The sequence below is a fragment of the Dyadobacter subterraneus genome (assembly GCF_015221875.1).
GTDB lineage: Bacteria > Bacteroidota > Bacteroidia > Cytophagales > Spirosomataceae > Dyadobacter > Dyadobacter subterraneus.
This window is the reverse complement of the sequence record NZ_JACYGY010000001.1, coordinates 5959958-5980555: the sequence shown is the minus strand read 5'-3', so window position 1 is coordinate 5980555 and position 20598 is coordinate 5959958. Positions and strand designations below refer to the sequence as shown.

The 20598-nt window shown below is 39.4% G+C and carries 15 protein-coding genes; 8 read left to right on the top strand and 7 right to left on the bottom strand.

Annotated elements, in window-relative coordinates:
• Nucleotides 1-97 precede the first annotated feature (97 nt).
• The 8 genes from IEE83_RS24860 to IEE83_RS24825 all read left to right on the top strand — a co-directional run bounded on the left by IEE83_RS24860 (nucleotide 98) and on the right by IEE83_RS24825 (nucleotide 16417).
• Nucleotides 98-3475: a SusC/RagA family TonB-linked outer membrane protein gene (locus IEE83_RS24860; RefSeq protein ID WP_194123170.1), complete on the top strand. Its 3378-nt coding sequence runs from the start codon at nucleotides 98-100 to the stop codon at nucleotides 3473-3475.
• 24 nt (nucleotides 3476-3499) lie between these two features.
• Nucleotides 3500-5158: a SusD/RagB family nutrient-binding outer membrane lipoprotein gene (locus IEE83_RS24855; RefSeq protein WP_194123169.1), complete on the top strand. Its 1659-nt coding sequence runs from the start codon at nucleotides 3500-3502 to the stop codon at nucleotides 5156-5158.
• 631 nt (nucleotides 5159-5789) lie between these two features.
• Entirely contained in the window at nucleotides 5790-9164 is a 3375-nt protein-coding gene (locus IEE83_RS24850; RefSeq protein WP_194123547.1) for a SusC/RagA family TonB-linked outer membrane protein, read from the top strand.
• A gap of 22 nt (nucleotides 9165-9186) precedes the next feature.
• Complete coding sequence (locus IEE83_RS24845) at nucleotides 9187-10827, top strand: SusD/RagB family nutrient-binding outer membrane lipoprotein (RefSeq protein ID WP_194123546.1); 1641 nt, start codon at nucleotides 9187-9189, stop codon at nucleotides 10825-10827.
• A 107-nt stretch (nucleotides 10828-10934) separates the two neighbouring features.
• A complete protein-coding gene (locus IEE83_RS24840; RefSeq protein WP_194123545.1) occupies nucleotides 10935-12239 on the top strand; it encodes a hypothetical protein in 1305 nt (434 codons plus the stop codon).
• A gap of 33 nt (nucleotides 12240-12272) precedes the next feature.
• Nucleotides 12273-13634 carry a PhoPQ-activated pathogenicity-related family protein gene (locus IEE83_RS24835; protein ID WP_194123168.1) on the top strand — a complete coding sequence of 454 codons (1362 nt, stop codon included), beginning with the start codon at nucleotides 12273-12275 and terminating at the stop codon, nucleotides 13632-13634.
• A gap of 86 nt (nucleotides 13635-13720) precedes the next feature.
• Complete coding sequence (locus IEE83_RS24830; protein WP_194123167.1) at nucleotides 13721-15508, top strand: purple acid phosphatase family protein; 1788 nt, start codon at nucleotides 13721-13723, stop codon at nucleotides 15506-15508.
• Between the two features lie 60 nt (nucleotides 15509-15568).
• Nucleotides 15569-16417, top strand: a complete 849-nt coding sequence (locus IEE83_RS24825; RefSeq protein ID WP_194123166.1) for a glycerophosphodiester phosphodiesterase family protein — start codon at nucleotides 15569-15571, stop codon at nucleotides 16415-16417.
• A 376-nt stretch (nucleotides 16418-16793) separates the two neighbouring features.
• Here the strand turns inward: IEE83_RS24825 and IEE83_RS24820 are convergent, their stop codons facing one another.
• From IEE83_RS24820 to IEE83_RS24790, 7 genes are all read right to left on the bottom strand, one after another.
• Nucleotides 16794-17126, bottom strand: coding sequence for an SRPBCC family protein (locus IEE83_RS24820; RefSeq protein ID WP_228101962.1), 333 nt, complete (start codon nucleotides 17124-17126; stop codon nucleotides 16794-16796).
• Nucleotides 17127-17282: 156 nt separating this feature from the next.
• Nucleotides 17283-17843 (bottom strand): methyltransferase family protein, encoded by a 561-nt coding sequence (locus IEE83_RS24815; protein WP_194123165.1) that lies wholly within the window; start codon nucleotides 17841-17843, stop codon nucleotides 17283-17285.
• A gap of 112 nt (nucleotides 17844-17955) precedes the next feature.
• Nucleotides 17956-18291 (bottom strand): HepT-like ribonuclease domain-containing protein, encoded by a 336-nt coding sequence (locus IEE83_RS24810; protein ID WP_194123164.1) that lies wholly within the window; start codon nucleotides 18289-18291, stop codon nucleotides 17956-17958.
• Nucleotides 18284-18574: a nucleotidyltransferase family protein gene (locus tag IEE83_RS24805; RefSeq protein WP_194123163.1), complete on the bottom strand. Its 291-nt coding sequence runs from the start codon at nucleotides 18572-18574 to the stop codon at nucleotides 18284-18286. The genes IEE83_RS24810 and IEE83_RS24805 overlap by 8 nt, the downstream gene beginning before the upstream one ends.
• 50 nt (nucleotides 18575-18624) lie before the next feature.
• Entirely contained in the window at nucleotides 18625-19278 is a 654-nt protein-coding gene (locus IEE83_RS24800) for a hypothetical protein (protein WP_194123162.1), read from the bottom strand.
• A gap of 10 nt (nucleotides 19279-19288) precedes the next feature.
• Complete coding sequence (locus tag IEE83_RS24795; RefSeq protein WP_194123161.1) at nucleotides 19289-20035, bottom strand: hypothetical protein; 747 nt, start codon at nucleotides 20033-20035, stop codon at nucleotides 19289-19291.
• A 58-nt stretch (nucleotides 20036-20093) separates the two neighbouring features.
• Nucleotides 20094-20534: a GNAT family N-acetyltransferase gene (locus tag IEE83_RS24790; RefSeq protein WP_194123160.1), complete on the bottom strand. Its 441-nt coding sequence runs from the start codon at nucleotides 20532-20534 to the stop codon at nucleotides 20094-20096.
• Nucleotides 20535-20598 lie beyond the last annotated feature (64 nt).

Here is a 20598-nt window from a genome sequence, read left to right as displayed (position 1 = left end):
AAGTTGTAATGAAAAAACCTGTTTAAAAACGATGCTTATTAAAAAACTCTATTAACCCTTTTACGCTTGTCTTTGTCCAATTATTATTCTAAAAGTTATGAATTCAAACTCTATTGCTCAGCGTGTGCTCAGACGATTATTTCTCCTGGTCCTTGTGGCCGGAGTTGGTATTTCGGTGGCCAGCGCACAAAATGTAGTTACAGGTAAAGTGACATCCAAAGATGATGGCGCTGTAATGCCTGGTGTTAACATTATCCTGAAAGGCACACAGATAGGAACGACAACCAATGCAAACGGAACTTATTCGATTGAGGTAACTGGTACCAACCCGGTCCTTGTCTTTTCTTTTGTTGGATACAATCAGGAGGATGTCCCTGTGAACGGTCGCAGTATATTGGATTTTGTGATCACACCCAGTGCTGAAAACTTAAAGGAAGTGGTTGTAACTGCCCTTGGAATCAGCCGTGAGAAAAAATCCCTTGCTTATTCTGTCGCAGAGGTTAAAAGCGAAGATCTTGTGAAAGCGTCAAACCCAAGTTTAATGAAGTCGCTGGATGGTAAAGTAAGCGGTGTGAATTTTACCAATTTGAGTAGCGATCCTACTTCGTCGGTACTTGTCAATATTCGTGGAACAAGTACAATGCCTACAACAAGTCCTGGCGGAACAAATGTTTCCCTGAATTCACAGCCGTTATATGTAATTGATGGTATCCAGGTAGGTGCCCAATCAACTACCAATAAGGATGGTGTCGATTTTGGTAATATTCTTTCCCAGTTAAACCCGAATGACATCGCCTCTGTGACCATCCTGAAAGGAGGCAGCGCGGGTGCATTATATGGAGCTGAGGGTGGAAATGGTGTTGTAATGATCACTACAAAATCAGGTAGAGGCGGAAGAAGAGGGCTTGGAGTTTCTTACTCAACTTCTTTCTCACAGGAAAAAGCCTACCAGTTTATTCAGGAACAAACTGAGTTTGGCCAGGGTGAAAGAGCCAATGAATGGCAGTATGACAATACAGATACCTGGGGCCCGAAACTTGATGGATCGTTTTCATCGGATTACTGGGATGTGAAAAACAAAAAATGGGCCAATGGGCCAATGACTTCCTCAAAAGAGAACAGAGTTAAGGCTTATCTTCAAACCGGACACACCTGGAACAATAGCGTAGCCATTACTGGCAATTCTGACAGAGGTGCCTTCCGTTTGGGTATTTCAAATATGACCAACGTTGGTGTTATGCCAAATACAAAAACGGAGCAGAAATCTTTCACGCTGAATACTGACTATAACCTGACTAAAAAGATAAATGTATCGGTTAGTTCAAGTTACATCCATACCTATTCTCCGAACAAACAAAATACAACGGGTTCTAATAGTGTATTGAATAATTTGCTTTTCAACTTACCCACAAATTTACAGCCGCTATCCGATATGAAAGATTATTGGCTGACAGGTTTTGAAGGTGTGAAGCAAAACGGATCGATCATGAAAGACAATGGTGTAGATGTTGCCAACGATAACCCTTGGTTTACTACCTATGAAAAACTGCACCGATTTACCCGTGACAATTTCTTCGGAAAAATCCAGTTAAACTGGCAACTTTCGGACAATTTCTCTCTTTTGGCAAGAACAGGGATGGAAAATGTGAAAGAACTTTATGAAATGAGACAATCGTGGGGCGCCAAAGGGGATGCTTTTGGAGGTTATGTTACAGGAGATAACAGCAGTATTGAAGCTAACTCTGATGTGATTCTTTCTTATAACAAAAATTTTGGAAGACTTTCTGTGAGTGCATCTGCCGGTGGTAACTATCGTTTCAATAATACAACGAGTTCTGAAATTACCGGTGGTGACCTGAACTCTCCTGGATTATTCGCCGTATCGAATATAAAAGCCGGAACATTAACTACGGTTGCAGCCAACAACTGGCCTTTTAGAACGACAAAGTCTCAAAGCGTATATGCTTATGCAACGGTTGGTTGGGATGAGAAATTATTCCTGGATGTGACAGGGCGTAACGACTGGAAAGGAATTTTGCCGGAAGAAAAAATCCATTATTTCTATCCATCGGCATCTTTGAGCTGGGTAGCTTCTGAATCAATCCATTTCCCGGAAGTATTTACCTTGGTAAAGCCTCGTATTAACATTGCTGACGTGGGTAACGGTTTGGTAAAACAAAGATCAGTTGATACCTATACATATGACGCAAGCCCTTGGGGAGCGGCCAATACGGTAAGTCTTACGAGTTCGCTGGTTGACCCTAATATCAAAGCGCAGCATTCGATCACGAAAGAAGCAGGGCTTGATTTGTGGTTGTTTAAAGGTCGTGTTAAGTTTGACGGAACGTATTTCATCAAAACACAAAAAGATCAGATTGGCAGTATTTCACTGGTGCCTGGAACGGGTTATACAGGTTTGCTGACCAATATTGGTGATGTTACCAACAAAGGATTTGAATTCGGACTGAACCTGACTCCTATCAAAACAAAGGATTTCTCCTGGGACATTTCCACAAGTTTTACACATTACAAAGCGAAGATTACAAGGTTGTCTGATCAGTTTGCTCCAAACGGATATGTGTTTACTTCCTATGATGGAAAAACGATGGTGAAAATTGCAAAGGGAGAGGAAATCGGTAGTATTTACGAACAAAATCCGATTTTACGTGTAAAAGAAGGTCAGTATAAAGGTATGATGCTCCTTGACTCTGACCAGGGAAAGGTTCAGTTGTCATCTGATGAAAGAGATCGTGGAAGACTTGGTAATTTCAATCCTGATTTTATTCTTGGTATCAATACAACCTTGAAATACAAACAATTCAGTCTGGGTATCGTAGGAAGTTTGAGAAAAGGCGGAAAATATGTTTCTGTGAACCAGCAGTATCTTGAATCGAACGGAAGAGCGGAAAGTACTTTGAGCTCAGGTCCTAACAATCCTTACTGGATGGGTGGCCGTGATGCCGCACATGGAGGTCTTCCATGGCCTGCGGTTGGATCAAGTACTTACGCAGCGATTAACAGCAACAACGATTCGAAGCGTTCGACTGCTGTACAAGATGCTGTTTACGTAAAAGGTGTATTTGTAAACCCTAACCATACGGGAGCAGATGCAGTAACAGATGCTGATTATATCGTGAACGGTGCAGACAAAAACAATACTTTTTATGACTTCCCTTACAACGGTTACGGAGATATTATCTGGGATTTTGCATCAACAAGAACTTACAGCGCTACCAACTTCAAATTGAGAGAATTATCATTTGCATACACAGTACCTGGTACCGTGACCAAAAAATATTTCCTTAACAATCTGATGTTGTCAGTTTACGGAAGAAACCTTTTCCAGTGGAATAAGTCAGGTCGTCACGAAGATCCTGAATCTGCATTCTCAGGAGTTGGTACAAGTCAGGGGATTTTAAGAGCAACTTTGCCAAGTATCCGCTCATACGGATTCAAGGTTTCTGTTGATTTTTAATTAATAACGTTCATTCAGAGAATTATGAAATCTATATTTAAAGTATTTTTAGTTGCTACACTGGTAGGATTTTCTTCCTGCAGTGAAGACGAGTTACGAACAGCGGATACATTACAGCAAAAAGATGCCATCGAGTCGGTAAATGATCCATATCTGCTAGCTTCTGTTATCAAAAGAACATCGCTTTTTTATCAAAAGATGAGTTTTGATAACAGAAAACTTCCTGCTGCTGTTCAGCATATGGAAAGTAATTACCAGAGTGGTGATAACTTCTATGATGGTTTCAGATTGGCTACCACGGATATGTATGATGCCATGGATATTCTTAAACTCATTGATGGTTCTATCAATCTTGCACAAACCCGCGGTTCAAAAACACATCAAGGGATTTTCAAGGTTTTCCGGGTGATGCTTTTTTCTTTCATGACCGATTTTTATGGTGATGTGTATTATTCGGAGGCTTTGAAAGCGAGAGAAGGTATTTTGTATCCAAAATATGACAAAGAACAGGATATCTATAACGGATTACTTACTGAACTTGACGAAGCGTCCACATTAATTTCTGGTGGAACCGAAGAAATATCAACCTCGTATGATCTGATGTTTGCAGGTGACAAAGTTAAATGGCAAAAATTCGCCAACTCGGTAAAACTAAGATTATTAATGCGTGCATCAGGCAAAATCACTGATGTGGGAGCAAAAATTGCGGCTATTTCCGGAAATGTTTTATCCGAACCTACTGAAAATGCTTCGATTTCTTATATTGGAACGACAGGTGATAATGGAAGCATTCTGGGAAATTCCTGGACGGGTGGTACTGTTAACTGGGGTTCTGTTGATGAATTCAATAAAAGGAGACCATGTAAGACATTAGTTGACAAATTGGCGGATTTGAGCGATCCGCGCGCAGCAATCTGGTTTGCTCCTGTTGAAAGACCGTGGACAAGCGACAAAAGTCTTGACGGTGTTACTTTTGCAACCACAGATCCAAATGGTTATACTTATTCTTCAACCTGGGAATATATCGACAGGTCAAAACCTGAAATTGCTGAATACGCGACAAAAGATATATTGATTGATTCCAATAAAGTTTATGTTGGTTTCATTGCTGGTATGCAGGCTGACTGGAAAAATGGAAACGGGCATTATAATACAGCCGCCGGTGGTGTTGTAGGTAACTTTAAAGTTTCCAAATTCTCTACATTGTTCAGACAAAACACGCATCCGCTGCTTAAAGCGCAGATTATGAACAGTGATGAAGTTCAGTTTTTGTTGGCAGAAGCTGCTGCAAAAGGATTAATCACCGGAAGCGCTGATACTTATTACCGCAAAGGAATTACAAATTCACTGCTTCGCTGGGGAGTACCTCAGGCAACAGTTACAAAATATCTGGCTCAGTCAAATATTGCTTTACCAACAGATAAGGCAGGCCAACTTGCGAAAATCGCAGACCAAAAGTGGATCAGTTTGTTCCTGGTTTCTGCGGAAGCTTATCTTGACCTGCGTCGTACTAAATTACCAAATATATTCAACAATGGCAGATTAGGTACTTATACATTCCCGCTTCGCTACCGCTACCCGGGTAATGAACTTGGGCAAAACAGAGATGCTTATGATCTTGGTGTATCGTCTTTGTCGCCAGCAGTAGACGATCAATTCTCTAAAATCTGGTTGCTGCAATAAGTGGTTGGATTTGCCGGACAATTGTTGTCAGAATTTGTCAGGAAGTGGTCATTTGATTGTCAGGAATTGTTTGGCAAGGTGCTGATTATGAAAGTTTTGAAATAATAAAATAAGAGTCTAGTCCGGAAATGTGCTGAATTTTTTCAACCATTTCCGGATTTTTTTGTGCCCTTTTCAACCGTTTACTCAATTCATTATTTTTTAATTTCTGATAATAGTCTATTACCAACGTTTTAAAGTAATACAAATGTTTATGTACTGCTAATTTCTGACGGGCTGACAATTCGTAATCGGATAGGTATTTCCTTTAAATTAGTATGCATACATAACAAATTCTTAACATATAAAAATTGGATAATCCGGATAGCTCATTCCGGCAGTTTCAAAAATGCGCCGGCAGGTTTCGCTTCTATTGATCAGAATACAATTAGTTACCTAAACATTAGTCTATGGAGAAAGCCCTCTTACATTTTTATGAATTAACCCTATCAGGAATTTACAATCATTTACCCTTACGTCATGCTGTTCAAATAAATCATCGAAAATTATGAGATCAAATTTTATCAATTTTTATCTGCGGGTTTTCAAACGTCTGCTGATACTTGTAGCGCTGAGTCTCCCGTTTAGCCAAATGGCAAAAGCAGGAGTTTTTGCCGGGAATAAAAACGGAAAAGCAGAGAAAAAGGCTGACAGAACGATCACGGGAAAAGTTTCTGGTCAGGACGGCGCAAGTATGCCAGGTGTCAACGTCGTATTGAAAGGTACACAAAGAGGAACCAGTACAAACGCGGCCGGGGAATACTCAATCGAAATAACAGGAGATAGCCCTGTTCTGGTATTTTCTTTTGTAGGATATCTTTTACAAGAAGTTCCGGTAAATAATCGCAGCGTTGTTGATGTTTCGTTAGTAGCTAATACAGAGAATCTTAATGAAGTAACCGTGACTGCCCTGGGTATCAAACGTGAAGATAAATCGCTTGGATATTCAGTAGGAAAAGTGGACGGCAAGGAATTTAACCGTGTTTCGCAGGAAAACGTGTTGAACGCCATGGCCGGAAAAGTGGCGGGTGTTGCCATCAGTTCAACTGGTGCTACGGGTTCTTCTGTAAGCATGGTGATCCGTGGAGCAAAATCTTTAAGTAATGATAATCAGCCCTTATTTGTGGTAGATGGTGTACCAATTGCCAATACTTTAAATAATGTCACCGAAATAGGAACGGACAACAAAGTGGATTATGGTAATGCACTTTCCAGCCTTAACCCGGATGATATTGAAAACGTTTCCATCCTGAAAGGTCCAAGTGCAGCGGCACTTTACGGTTCAAGAGCAGGAAATGGTGTTGTTCTAATCACAACAAAAAGTGGTTCAAAAGTGAAGAAAATGACGGTTACCGTTTCTTCAAATACTGTTTTTGATAAGCCATATAAATATTTGAAATGGCAGACAGAATTTGGTTCAGGCCAGTATTCAGCTATTCCAACTTCTATCACGAACAATCCGTATAGTAATCCTTTCAAAAAGTTGGTAGATGAAAGTATCACTGCCACTTATGGTGCAGCATTAGATAAAGGTTATGAAGAGGTGCAATGGAACAGCCCGATTGGGGCAGATGGCAAACCGATTGCCATGCCCTTGGTTTCACACAAAAATAATGTCAGGAATTTTGTACAGACCGGTATTACAACAACTAATGGTGTGTCTATTTCCAATAGCACGGAAATGGTAACCTATCGCTTGTCTTATGCCAATATGACAAACCGAGGCATCGTTCCAAATTCAGATTTATTCAGAAATAGTTTAAACCTTAACACATCAGTTAAAGTTAGCCAGAAGGTAAGAGTAAGCAGCAATCTGGATTTTAGTCGTAACAATTCAAATAATCGTCCGGCTGGAAACCGGGGTACAAATCCCCTTCAATGGGCTTACGGAGTTTCACCGCATACGGATATCCGCGATTTGAAAGATTACTGGCTGCCGGGACAGGAAGGTTTGCAGCAGCGCTCTCAATATAAAGGCGTTTTCAACAATCCTTATTTCCTGGCAAACGAGGTAAATAATAGTTTTGTCAGAGACCGCGTTTTTGGAAACGTAAAAGCAGAATGGCAGATTACGCCGGAACTAAGCATTTTTGGACGTTACTCTCTTGATACCTATCAGGAAAAAAGACAAACTAAAATTGCCAACAGTTATACCGCTGAGCCGAATGGTGCATATGGTTTAACTAATATAGCAACTTTTGAAAGCAACACGGATTTTCTTGCCACTTACCATAAAACACTAAAAAGTTTCGCATTCTCAATATCTGCTGGTGCCAATGACAGAAATCAGAATGGTTCTACTGTTGCCAATTCTTCTACAAATGGTACAGGTTTGATCGTCCCGGGTGTTTTTACCATTCAGAATATTTTACCGGCAAACCTTACCTACAACAGCAGTTCCTACAAAAGATCGGTTTACAGTGCCTACGCGCTGGCGAATTTGAGCTTCAAGGAAATGATATATCTTGATGTTACAGCCAGAAACGACTGGACAAGTACATTACCAGCCGCAAACCGATCTTATTTTTACCCTTCGGCATCTTTGAGTCTGTTGATCAATGAAATGATTCCGATGACTGACAAGATCAATATGTTGAAAGTCAGAGGTGGTGTCGCACAGGTTGGTAATGATGCAAATCCTTATTCTTTATTAAGCACGTTGGGCAATGCCGGAACCTGGAATGGTGTTCCAAGACTTACGGTTTCGAATAATCTTTTCAACCTGAATCTGAAACCGGAAATTTCTACATCTTATGAAGTGGGAGCTGATTTGAATATGTTCCAAAACCGTTTACGTTTCGGTGCGACTTATTATATGGCGGAAAATAAAAACCAGATTTTGAGTACAAAACTGCCTCCATCGTCAGGTTACACAACCAAAAGTATTAATGCCGGCCTTTTGGAAAGTAAAGGTATTGAATTGACATTGGGCGGAACGCCACTTAATAAAAACGGATGGCGACTGGATGTCAACGCAAACCTTAGCAGAAACCGTACAACGATTAAAAGATTGTCTGATGACCTGCCATACTTTACACTTTGGACAGATGCAAAAGGTGGTGCCTGGACTTATGTAGGAGAACAGGTTGGCGATATTTATGATGCACAGGTTGTAACGGTAACAGACAAAGCTTCTCCGTATTATGGTTATCCGATTCTGGATAAAACCGGTAAATGGCAGTCGGTGGATGCAATTAACACAAAAAATAAAATTGGTAATTTCAATCCTAAATTTACGCTTGGCGGCCAGGTTTCACTTGCGTATAAGGGATTCAGTTTAAACATGACATTTGACTGGCGCAACGGAGGAAGTTTTGTTTCACAAACCTATCGTTATGGTGAAGAAGACGGTCATTCTCAACTTTTTTATGACAAACTGATCAATCCGAACGGACTTACGGGTGATGCTTTGAGAGATCATTTGGTAGCAAATCAGGAAAAACAGATCAAAATCAATGGAAATGTATTTCCTCTTGTAGGTGGTCCAACTCCTGATTATGGAAGTTTCCCGGTTAATTACAGCGGAATTCCTCTTCCTCACGGCGGCGTTTTCGTTCCGGGTGTAATTGCAACGGGTTATGATGCGGCTGGAAATCCAACAGGTTATACGGAAAACCTCGGCGGAACAGGAACACAATATTTGCCATTAGCAGGAGCTACAACCTGGTCATTCACTCGTCCTTTTACGTATGATGCGTCTTTTGTTAAGCTGAGAGAAATATCTTTCGGATATGACCTGCCCGTGAATTTTGCAAAAAAGATTGGTATGCAAAGTGCTAATTTCTCGGTTTATAGCAGAAATATTATTCTTTGGACAAAAGCCAAAATTAACATCGATCCTGAAACAGCTTTTCAGGTTGAATCTGGTACACAAGGCTCAGGAAGCCAGTTTAAACAGGGAATTGAAAGATACAACGTTACGCCCTGGGTTATTCCTGTTGGATTTAAGCTTGGTTTAACTTTTTAAAAACGGTTCAAATTGATTCATGATGAAGACTAAATATATAAAATCGCTTATACTGATGATGTCAGTATTTCTTGCCTCTTCCTGCAAAGATCTGACGGAAGTGAACAAGAACCCAAACGGCGTGGATCCGACAACAGCGAATCCGAATCTTGTACTTTCTACGGTACTTACTGAAACAGGAAAACAGTTTGTCAGTTTAAATTATGACCAGATTATTGGCGGTGTCATGCAGCATACGCAAAAAGACGGATGGAGTGGAGAACACAATGATTACGACTGGGGACAAACCAATTCATGGAGCGGCTGGTATGCAATTCTTACCAATAATCAGTATGTATATGACCGTTCGGTTGAACTGAATTACCCATTGCAGCAAGGTGTTGCGTTGGTCATGAAGTCAATGATTTTTGGTTTGATCACGGATCTTTGGGGAAATGCACCTTATTCTGCCGCCTTGAAAGCATCGGAAGGCGGTTCAGCGAATACATTCCCGGCGTTTGATAATCAGGAAGATATTTATACAGGAATATTGGCAGATCTTGACAAGGCGAATACTCTATTATCAAAAAACAAAGCGGAGTATAACAGCACGATCGTCATTCCTGATGTGTATTATGCGGGTGATCCGGCCAAATGGAGAAAACTGGCGAATTCTCTGGCATTGAGATATTACATGCGTATTTCTGATAAAAAACCAGATGTTGCCAAAGCCGGAATTGAGAAAATTGTAGGTAATGCAACACAATATCCAATCATGAACGTTGCAGCAGACGACGCGACGATGGGTTTTGCCGGAAATAGCAGTGCCGATTCATGGCCGGCTAACACAAGAGATGATGCAAGTGAAAGTAATTACAGAAGAATAAAAATGTGTAATACTTTGGTAAAAGCCATGCTTGCCGTTAACGATCCACGTCTGGGTGTCTGGGCAAATAAAGTGCAGATTCCTTTGGTAATTGATCCAACTCTTCCGGCAAAATCGGACGTGATTAAAAACGGGAAACGTTATTTATCACCTGATAAAGTTGCGGGAATTCCGATTGATACGAATCAGAATTATGTTGGTTTGCCGGTTTCGCTATTATCAGGCGCAAGTTATAATATGAGCCCGACGGCTGCACAAGGTGCCGACAATCCGCACGTTTCCTGGCTTAACACCATGTACAAAGCGCCAAAAGGTGATTTGTTGAAAGCAAGATTGATGTCAGCTGCGGAAGTTCATTTTATTTTGGCGGAGGCTGCACAAAAAGGTTGGGCGGCAGGAGATGCGGAAACGCATTACAAAGCTGCAATTCAGGCTTCTTTCACAGCCTGGGGACTGGCAAGTTCTTATGCCGCTTATGTGGCTCAGCCAAGTGTTGCTTATAACAAAACACAAAAACAGATCATCGAGCAAAAATGGATTGCAAGCTGGACAGCCGCAAGTGAAGCCTGGTTTGATTATAAAAGAACAGGTTATCCGGTACTTCAAACCGGTCCTCAGGGAAAAAGAACTGTTCTTCCGGTTAGATTTTATTATATGCTCGATGAAAGAAATCTTAACAAAGCAAACGCTGACGATGCAATCAATAAACTGGAATCAACCACTTATTCGGCCGCTGATGGCAAAAACAGTGCATGGTCTAAGCCGTGGATAATCCAGGGTGCAGGCAAACCTTGGTAGAAATAATAATAGAGGATAGTACGATAAGGTTTTAATCTAAGTATATCCTTTGGTGAATATCAATAGAGGGCAGTGCTGAACTGCCCTCATTATTATTAAAGTTGATGATGAGAAAAGCATTTTTGATTTATCTGAGCTTTGTCTTTCTAACAATTTCGAGCTGTTTTGCCCAAAGTTTTAAGGCGGCAGGTGCGGTCAGGATCATTACGCCAAATCCACTTTTACCGGTTTCTGGAGGTATTGGGACACCCAAAAAATCAACGGAAAAAAATGGAGATCTGTTTGCCAGGGTTTTGGTTTTGGAAAAAGGGAATACGAGGGTTGCCATAGTAAACGTTGATAATCTTGGCTGGCCGGCAGCTTTGGGAAACAAATCCAGAGCGTTGATTAAAGGCATAAATCCTGAAAATATTTTGATCGGTGCAACGCATACACACAGCGGGCCTGACGCGTATGCTTTTCCAAATGAAAAAGGTGAAACTTTTGCAGACCTGAATTATCTGGATTGGTGTACAAAACAGATTGCGGATGCTGTTAACGAAGCCGTGAAAAATCTTGAACCTGCTTCTTTAAAAATTGCCATGGGCGAAGCAAAAGGAAAAATTGCTTACAACTATTATGCTGATCGGCTTTATGATCCTCGTTGCGGTGTCATTCAGGCGATTTCAAATTCGGGAAAAAGTAAGGGAAACGTAATTGCGACTTTGGTCAATTATGCAATTCATCCTGAAATCATTGGGTCGGGAAGAGGTATTTTAAGCCCGGATCTTTGCGGACCGCTTTATGAAAAAATAGAATCCCAAACCGGTGGTATTGCTCTTTTCATGAACGGTGCCCAAGGTGGAATGGTCACAGCGGATAACCGGACGGAAGATAAAAAGGAAGCAAACGACTGGCAGGAATGCAAACGTATCGGGGAATTGCTGGCTGATGAAGCATTACGGATTGTCAATAAAGCAGAAATTCAGCAGAATCCCGCGCTTTATTGTACTTCAAGAAAAATCGAATTTCCGGTGGATTCGGAAATTATGCGATACATTCTCAAAAATTCTCCTATTAAAAATGAAATGTCCGGCCCGAATAAAGTTTCGACACAACTGAATCTTTTAAACATCGGAACCGCGCAGATTTTAACAATCCCCGGCGAAGCACTTCCCAATATTGGCTATTATATCAAACGGAAAATGAATACCAAATCTCCGTTTCTGTTCGGGCTGACAAACGATGCTTTTGGCTATATGCTGACCAAAGTTGATTTCAACAGTTTCAAACGTTACGATTATGTAAGCAGAACAAGTCTGGGAGAAATGACAGGCGAAATTTATATTGACCAGGCACTGAAACTGATTTCAGAAAGTCCCAGGCCGGATGGGTTTGAGATGAATATGGTACAAAGCAATACGAATAAATAATCCTTAAAATCGATAAACAAAACCTTCTGCACAATGAAAAAAAATAGATTTGAATTGGCCTTGAAAATACTTTTTATCCAATTAATTTTTACGATTACTGTACTGGCACAAAAGCCGATTACACCAGAAACGGCACTTCAAAGTTATCTTGACAATGGTGACAAATCTTTGAAATGGGAGTTGAAAGATTCCTATACACAAAGTGATGTTACGTTCTATAATCTTCTTGTAACTTCACAAAAGTGGCGTGAATTTACCTGGACGCATCAAATGACGATTATGGTGCCGAAGGATAATAAATTTGACGGAGCACTTTTATTCATAACCGGCGGATCCAATAAAGACGGACTTCCGAATTGGAGTAATAAAAAAGAGGATGATTTATTGGTGACATTGGGCGGTGTTGCAAAGGCGAATAAGGCAATTGTAACTTTATTAAAACAAACGCCAAATCAACCGTTTTTTGGAGATCTCACGGAAGATGCGTTGATTTCTTACACACTGCATAATTTCAAAAAAGATAAAGATTACAGCTGGCCTTTACTTTTCCCTATGGTGAAAAGTGCAGTGCGTGCGATGGATGTTGTCCAGGAATTTTCAAAACAAAAACTGAATCACCAGGTAAACCGGTTTGTAGTTTCCGGCGCATCAAAACGTGGCTGGACTACCTGGCTTACAGGCGCTAATGACAAACGCGTTGTAGCTATTGCACCGATGGTAATAGATATTTTGAATATGCCGGTGAGCCTTGAATATCAGATAAAATCCTGGGGTGATTACAGTATCCAGATCGAGGATTATGTGAAACTTGGTATTCCGCAAAATAGCAAAACACCGGATGGGGCGGCCATCACAACCATGATCGATCCGTATTCTTACCGTTCAAAACTGACGATGCCGAAATTGATCATCATGGGTACAAACGATGAATATTGGGTTGTTGATAATATCAAAAATTACCTGAAAGATATTCCTGGTAATAACATGCTGCACTACGTTCCAAACGCCGGCCATAACCTCGGCGGAGGAAAACAGGCCATGGAAGCTTTAAGTGCGTTTTTTGGAAATACAATAACAAAAAGCCCATATCCGGTTTGTGAATGGAAAGAAACTGCGGACAAAAAAGGTGTCAATATTGCTGTAAAAGCTTCGGCTGATCCGTTGGTGGATGTAATTCTTTGGTCGGCGGATTCGAAAGATCAGGATATCAGAGATGATAAATGGACAAGTAAAAGTCTGGGTATCAAAAATAAAGCAAAAATTAATGTGAATCAGTCATTCCCGGCAAGCGGCTTCCGTGCCTTTTATGTTGATCTGAAATACAAGGATGCAAATGGTGGTACCTACACGGAAAGTACCCGGGTTTTTCTTACGAATGATAAAGCAGTATTGTAATTTTTGTGAGTGATAATGAAGTAACAGCATCGTCGAAAACCGTTGCTGTTACTTTTTTGATTATTAAACTAAACTTAGCCTTCGTTATGAAATTTACTCCTATTCTTAAAAATCTATTGTTTTGCCTTTTTCTTTCTTTCATTTTTTGGTCATGTAAAAATGAAAAGGCAAACGAATCCGGTACTGTAAAAACGGTTATGGATGAGGCCGTTACCAGACTTTACAAAAATCTGAAACCTGAACAGCTGGATACGATTTCAGAAAAATACATCCTGACTTTTTTGACAAAAGATGAACTGCATACGCTGGCTACAAAATTCTGGACTTTTGAGGTAAATGTCCCGGTGACCGTTTCATTAATGAGAGATTCGGCACAAAAAGTAGTTCCGTTCTGGATTGAAGAAAGCGGATTTAAGAAAACCGGAATGTTCGTTAAAAATGAAGAATATACTTACGAAGTCTGGCAGAAAGATTTTGACGCCGGGAAAATCGAATTAGGTATCAATGGTTTTGATAAAAACCGGCCTGTCTATTTTATAAGTGTAGGTCCGCAGAAAAAGGGTGATGATTTAAAAATTACGAATGTGGAACCGTCTCAGTATCCGTTGATGACCATGAAAAAAGGTGCGTTTACTTACCATGATTGGGATGGATTAATTTTGACAGAAGTACCGGAATCTCTCGTTGGACAACAACTTTTTACAACCGTTCGGGGAAGAGCTCGGGAAGCGCATCTTGTAGGAGCGTTCAGGAAAACGCTGTTTCCGTCTTCCCGAAATCCCGACCAGATTATGCTGACGTGGAGTGGTGATCCTAAGACTTCGGTGAATGTTCAATGGAGAACGAATATGGAAGTGAAAGAGGGAATAGTAAAATATTGGCAGGACAAATCTGCTGACACGTTGGTTTCAAAAGCTTCCGTATATAAAATGGAGGACAGATTGCTCCAAAATGACCGCTATGTTAACCGCTTTACAGCGAAAATTGCGGGTTTGAAACCAGGAACGGAATATCAATATATCGTCGGTTCAAAATCCGGGAAATGGTCAACTCCGGTAAATTTCAAAACGGAATCTGCCACAAATGATGGTTTTTCATTTATCTGGTTTGGCGATACACACAAGTCGCCGATTTGGGGTGATATGGCACAGAAAGCGTTAAAAAGACATCCGGAAATTTCCTTTTTCGATATCGCAGGAGACCTAGTCAGCACAGGTTTGCATCGTAATGAATGGGATGAATTGTGGCAGTATTCAGGTGGTGTATTTCGTAGTAAACCACTGATGCCAGTTCCGGGGAATCACGACAGCCAGGATGGATTAGGAGCGGGCATGTATCAGGAAATGTTCAGTTTGCCCGAAAATGGTCCCAAAGGTCTGCCAAAAGAAATGACTTATGCTTTCAATTATCAGGACGCATTGTTTTTAATGATTGATGCGACACTTTCCGTACCTGCTCAAAGCGCCTGGATTGAAGAAAAACTTAAAACTTCAAAAGCTAAATGGAAGTTTGTTTTCTTCCATTTCCCGCCTTACAATTTTGTTGAGCCCTATGACGAAATCCGCAAAGAATGGGGAACGTTGTTCGACAAATATCATGTGGATATGGTCATGAACGGGCATATGCATTATTATTTGAGAACAAAACCGATGAACAACGGAAAGGAAATGAAAACGCCGGCAGAAGGGACAATTTATACGATGTCAATCAGTATTCCGGGTAAACAGGAGGAATGGCTTCAGGAAGAATATGCAGTTGTAAGATATAAGGACGGACCGCTTTACCAGCATATTTCAATGAAAGGAAATACGCTCCTGTATAAATGTTTTGATCCGGAAGGAAATGTAAAGGATGAGTTTAAAATTGTTAAATAGACTGGTTGTCTGTTTAATAATAATGTTTTTTATGGATTTAATAACCAATTTTTATTTGTAATGTCAAGATTATCAATCATTTCTGTTTTGTTTTTTATTGCTACTTGCACAACTTTTGCTCAAAAACAGGCTGCGGAAATTAGAAAGGAATTTTTAAATACAGCTTCAAAAAATATATTGGTAGCCTCTCACAGAGCAGTTCATCATGAACTTCCTGAAAATTCTATTCCTGCTATCAAAGAAGGAATTCGTTTAGGAATTGATCTTATAGAAACGGATGTGAAAGTAAGCAAAGACGGAATTCCGATGCTGATGCATGATGGGAAAGTTGACCGGACAACAAACGGAAAAGGAAACCTGGAAGACCAGACTTATGAAGAATTGCGGAAATTAAGACTTGTTGTAAAAGGAAAAATTACAGACGAAAAAATTCCTACACTGGAAGAAGCATTGACAGTTGCAAAAGGTAAAATCCTGGTTGATCTGGATTTGAAAACCAGTAATATCCAGCCTGTAATTGAAGTGATCAAAAAGACAGGAACAAAAGATATGGTTTTCTTTTTTGACAGTGATTACGAAATTTTGGCCAAAGTTGACGCCGCCGATAAACAATATATGCTGATGCCGCGCGCTTATTCTTACGCGATGGCAGATTCTGCACTCAAACTATTTCAGCCGGAAGTGGTTCATATTGATTCAAAATTTTACACTTCGGAAGTTACCAGTTTGATTAAGAACAAACATGCCAGAGTATGGATTAATGCTTTGGGAGAACCTGATGAGGAGATCCGGAAAGGAAATGCAAAAAATGCGATTTCAGAACTAATTAAAAATGGCGCAGATGTAATTCAAACAGATGAGCCGGAGAAAATGATAATGGTCTTGAAAGAGATGGGGAGGCATAAATAGTGTATAGATAATTAAGCCTTTCCGATGAACCTAGTTTGCAAGTAAATTTCGGAAAGTATTAATCCTATAAAAAACAAAAAAATCCAAAAGCTTCTTGTTAACCATTTTGTAGCCGAGTGAAGTAAAAAAGTCACCTGAAATAAAACAAGTAAAATTGCCGACAAAGCTATGAATGTTTCATATGCTGCAAATTGGAATTGAGTTAAATTATAATAAAGATATAAATCTCCATACAAACCGCTTCTAGTTGTTAAGGTTGCGAATGAGATCCAGCCATAGATTACACATATGAGTAGGCAAATTGAAATTGTTATTAAGGTGAATATTTTATGATGTAATTTTAAAAGGGTTTGTTTGAGTTTAAGCATTTCATTTTCTAATTTTTCAAAACCGATTTCCACTTATCCGTTTCGGCAAAATCCTTTATCATATTATTTCTTAAAATCAGGAATTTGGTTAGATAATTTGTAAGGATAATCTGATCAACCAATTTTCCGATCAATCCGAATGGAGATTGAAACTCAAAAATATCCTCCATGATCACTATGTCATTTTTTTGTTCAAAATAGTGGTCATGAATAAAATACTTGAAAGCACCCTTCATTTGCTCGTCTCTGAAATGAAATGGACGGTTAAATGCTGTGATTTTTGAAGTTAACCGTTGTCTGACAGCAAAATGAATAGCTTCCCAGGTTACTGATTCTCCCATATTTATCAGTCCGCTTGTTACGCCATCAATTGCTTTTTCGCTCGTTTGTGCAGTGGATAGTTTATGTAAGTCAATACTTCGGGATAGTCGAAGCAGGTATTTAGATCAGATTTTATCTTAGTCTCCAATTTAATAATAGCCATCAGAATCTACCTTTTAATAAACAAATGGAATAATTCCCTTTGTACTTTTCTTGTATTCCAGATATTCGGCACCAAACTGGCCGATTAAAATTTTCTCTTCAATTTTGATACGAAAAATAAATACCATCATGACTGCAACCACGATTAAAACCAATCCTGGCCAGCTGTTGATTGAAATCCCAAATCCTATAAAAGTTATCAACGAGGCGAAGTAGGAGGGATGACGCAAATATTTATACAATCCGTCCTTTTTAAGTTTATGATCTTCACGTATTGTGACATCGACAGTAAAAAATTTACCTAGTTGTAACACCGCAGCAATTCTCAAAACAATACCAAGTAAGATAATTCCTAACCCCACATATCGAATAATATTATCCGGATAAATGGGGAAATAGTATTTAACGGAAATGTAAACGGCTAAAATGATGGCAGCAACCACAGTCACCCAAATTATCAATAAGGAGTTTTTATCCGCATTTTGCTTGTCCGTACTTTTAGAACGTAGTAACCGGTTCAACAAGGTTTCGGACAAAAACCATATCAGGTAAATAATAGTAAAAATGAGGTTCATAGAAATCGGTCAACCTTGTAACTTTCTTTTGATTCCTAATTTATGGGAAAGAATTGATTAATTTGTTAGTAGGAAAGATTATGGAGAGATTTTTGCGAAAATTTCACAATTTTTAGATCGCTATTTGTTGTAACTGAAATATTAGATTCGGGAGAAAAAAACTCTTTACTTCCCAAACTATGGAGTAGTCAATTCCAAAGTAGTCATGTACAATTCTATTTCTAAAACCTCGTATTCTGTGCCAATCAATGGAGGCATGCTGATCTTTAAAATCTTCGGGTAACCTGTTCGCGGCTTCTCCTATTATTTCAAAATTTCTTATTACTGCATCAACAGTCTTACTATCATTGACAAAGTCTTCAAAGGATAATTCTTTTGTGTAATCAAGAATCTTGTTTCCACTTTCAATAATATCTTCAATGAGAAGAGCTGGCTGTCTTTTAGACATATATGATCTCAGATTCTATGGCATTGAAATATTTTGGCTTGATTCCCTTTTTGGAAACTAAATCAACTGGTTTGTTAAGTTCTTTTTCAATAAAATCAGCGAGATCGACGAATTCAATGCCAATTGGTTCACTAAAATCAACGATAATGTCAATGTCACTTGAAGAATTAAAATCATTTCTGACAATGGATCCAAAAAGGCCAATTGAACTTACATGAAATTTTCCAGCTAACTCAGGTTTGAGTTTGCTGAGGATTTGTTTTATGTGTGTAAGTTCCTTCATATTACAAATATAGCGATTCCAAAAGACTGATTACCTCATTGATATGAAATTCAATTCCCAATTCCCCGCCTCCCAAGTTCCATCTTAATAAACCGGGCTTTTTTCTTATTTTTTGATCCAAAAATAAGTAACGGAATTCCCATTGCAGCTACTAAGTTTCCAGCACCTATTAAGGCCCCGGCAGCATTTGAATTTTCGAAAATTTTCGCTATTCCGGCCACGCAAATAATAGGGCCACCAATAACACTCATAAAACCAAGTGTGAAATTTAAAGCTGTTTTATCACTCAAATGCCTTTGTTCAATAATCAACTTTTCCGTTGGCCATTGCGCAATGGATCTCTGAAAAGGAGTGGGTAAAACCATGTTATAATATTTGGAATCAACTCCCTGTATTACCGGAGAACCTTTGCCAAGCGTTATGCTGAACATCTCAATTTCTCCGTTTCCATAAATAATTTTGGAAATATCAAATTTTGACACAGCATAAATTCTATCAACCTCTCGGGTCTTTTGATACATTACAGAATCAATTCTTACTTCAATAATCTTTACAATCAAAGTGTCTTTTTTTACCGTGAAAATAGAATCTGCGTTTCTTTCCTGAGCAACAGATTTATGGTTGAAAAAACAAAACAAGAGCAAAAAGCTCGAAAAATATAGACTATAAGAAATAGAAAAACTTCGATTTAAATAAATCAGCATACCGGTATTATTAAAATTTCAGAATAAGAGACAGAGAACCGCTTTTGGTCAGTGGATTGAGGGTAGGACGTATTCCAAAACTGGTTAGAGACTCATTACGTTTTTTGAGTTCTTCTCCAACCAGAATTGCATTGCTATGATCTTTTTTAGATTTAATTCCGCCAATGAGACCTCCAAGAAGCCCGGTACTTAACCCGGCGACTATTAAAACGGTTGGTCCATCATCGGTTGAGCTATAATATCCGTATGGGTCATGTTTGTTTCTGTTAGTAGCCCAAATGATTCCTGCAATGGCAGCGGCACCACCAGCAGAACCCAATATGATGGCTGCTATTTTCCCGGTCTTTGATCTGTCATTATAATATTTGTAAGCATTTCTGAGATCCGTTGTCCGCCATATGCTGAGGTCGTTTATAAATTCTTTTTGCACCCAGGGACGTACTGGATAAAGAATTACCGAACCTTGCTTATTTGCTGATGGACTGTTGATTTGGTTGGAAAATGTTAGAATCTCTCCATTCCCAAAAATGATTTTTGCAATATCCGATTTAAGCAAATGAAATACCGGCCCATCCGGATCGCTCACTTTTTTGTATTGAATGATCTGGTCTTCTACAATCAGAATTTTGCTTTCAATCCGGGAGCTGTCTTTTTTGATGATTTGATCATTTTTTCTTGTCTGGCCAAAAACGGATTGGATGGCCGTTATAAAGAATAGCATGGACCATGCGCAGGTTTTTACAAATTGAGATTTCATTATCTGAGAGGTGAGCGGTAAAATTTATTATGAGTTTAAAACAGAAACGGTTTACTCATCACCGGGAATCTGACCATTTTTCAAAAGTCATTTCAAACCTGATCTGGCTTGTTCCATAGTTGCCAGTTTCTGTCCAGCCGCATCTTCTATAAAATTGATCAGCCTTGGTTCCGGGAGTAGTACTGAGCCAAACGGTTTCGGTTTTTTTCGAAAAATACCAGTTTAGCATCTGGTCATGAAGCTGTCTTCCGATTCCTCGTTTTTCAAATTCGGGTTTCAAAAAAAGGGCCCAGATGTTATTGTCTTTCAAATCAGCGATGGAAAATCCAATGATTTGATTGTCAATTTCACAAACCCATCCTTTCCCTCTTACCGTTAAATATTCTATGCAATCCTGGTCCGTGACAAGACTCGGATCGGACAAAATATTTTCTTTCACAGCATGTCTGACGACCTGGATTTGCGGAATGTCATCTATTCTGGCTTCTCTGAAAATCATGTTTTCTGGTCAATTTTAAATACAGCATTTGAAAACATAGAGGCATATATAGAGAACCGATCTC

Bases quoted from the DNA above. Each gene is read 5' to 3' on its own strand.
- IEE83_RS24860 (WP_194123170.1), top strand. From the start codon at position 98: ATGAATTCAAACTCTATTGCTCAGCGTGTGCTCAGACGATTATTTCTC.
- IEE83_RS24855 (WP_194123169.1), top strand. From the start codon at position 3,500: ATGAAATCTATATTTAAAGTATTTTTAGTTGCTACACTGGTAGGATTT.
- IEE83_RS24850 (WP_194123547.1), top strand. From the start codon at position 5,790: ATGGCAAAAGCAGGAGTTTTTGCCGGGAATAAAAACGGAAAAGCAGAG.
- IEE83_RS24845 (WP_194123546.1), top strand. From the start codon at position 9,187: ATGAAGACTAAATATATAAAATCGCTTATACTGATGATGTCAGTATTT.
- IEE83_RS24840 (WP_194123545.1), top strand. From the start codon at position 10,935: ATGAGAAAAGCATTTTTGATTTATCTGAGCTTTGTCTTTCTAACAATT.
- IEE83_RS24835 (WP_194123168.1), top strand. From the start codon at position 12,273: ATGAAAAAAAATAGATTTGAATTGGCCTTGAAAATACTTTTTATCCAA.
- IEE83_RS24830 (WP_194123167.1), top strand. From the start codon at position 13,721: ATGAAATTTACTCCTATTCTTAAAAATCTATTGTTTTGCCTTTTTCTT.
- IEE83_RS24825 (WP_194123166.1), top strand. From the start codon at position 15,569: ATGTCAAGATTATCAATCATTTCTGTTTTGTTTTTTATTGCTACTTGC.
- IEE83_RS24820 (WP_228101962.1), bottom strand. From the start codon at position 17,126: ATGGGAGAATCAGTAACCTGGGAAGCTATTCATTTTGCTGTCAGACAA.
- IEE83_RS24815 (WP_194123165.1), bottom strand. From the start codon at position 17,843: ATGAACCTCATTTTTACTATTATTTACCTGATATGGTTTTTGTCCGAA.
- IEE83_RS24810 (WP_194123164.1), bottom strand. From the start codon at position 18,291: ATGTCTAAAAGACAGCCAGCTCTTCTCATTGAAGATATTATTGAAAGT.
- IEE83_RS24805 (WP_194123163.1), bottom strand. From the start codon at position 18,574: ATGAAGGAACTTACACACATAAAACAAATCCTCAGCAAACTCAAACCT.
- IEE83_RS24800 (WP_194123162.1), bottom strand. From the start codon at position 19,278: ATGCTGATTTATTTAAATCGAAGTTTTTCTATTTCTTATAGTCTATAT.
- IEE83_RS24795 (WP_194123161.1), bottom strand. From the start codon at position 20,035: ATGAAATCTCAATTTGTAAAAACCTGCGCATGGTCCATGCTATTCTTT.
- IEE83_RS24790 (WP_194123160.1), bottom strand. From the start codon at position 20,534: ATGATTTTCAGAGAAGCCAGAATAGATGACATTCCGCAAATCCAGGTC.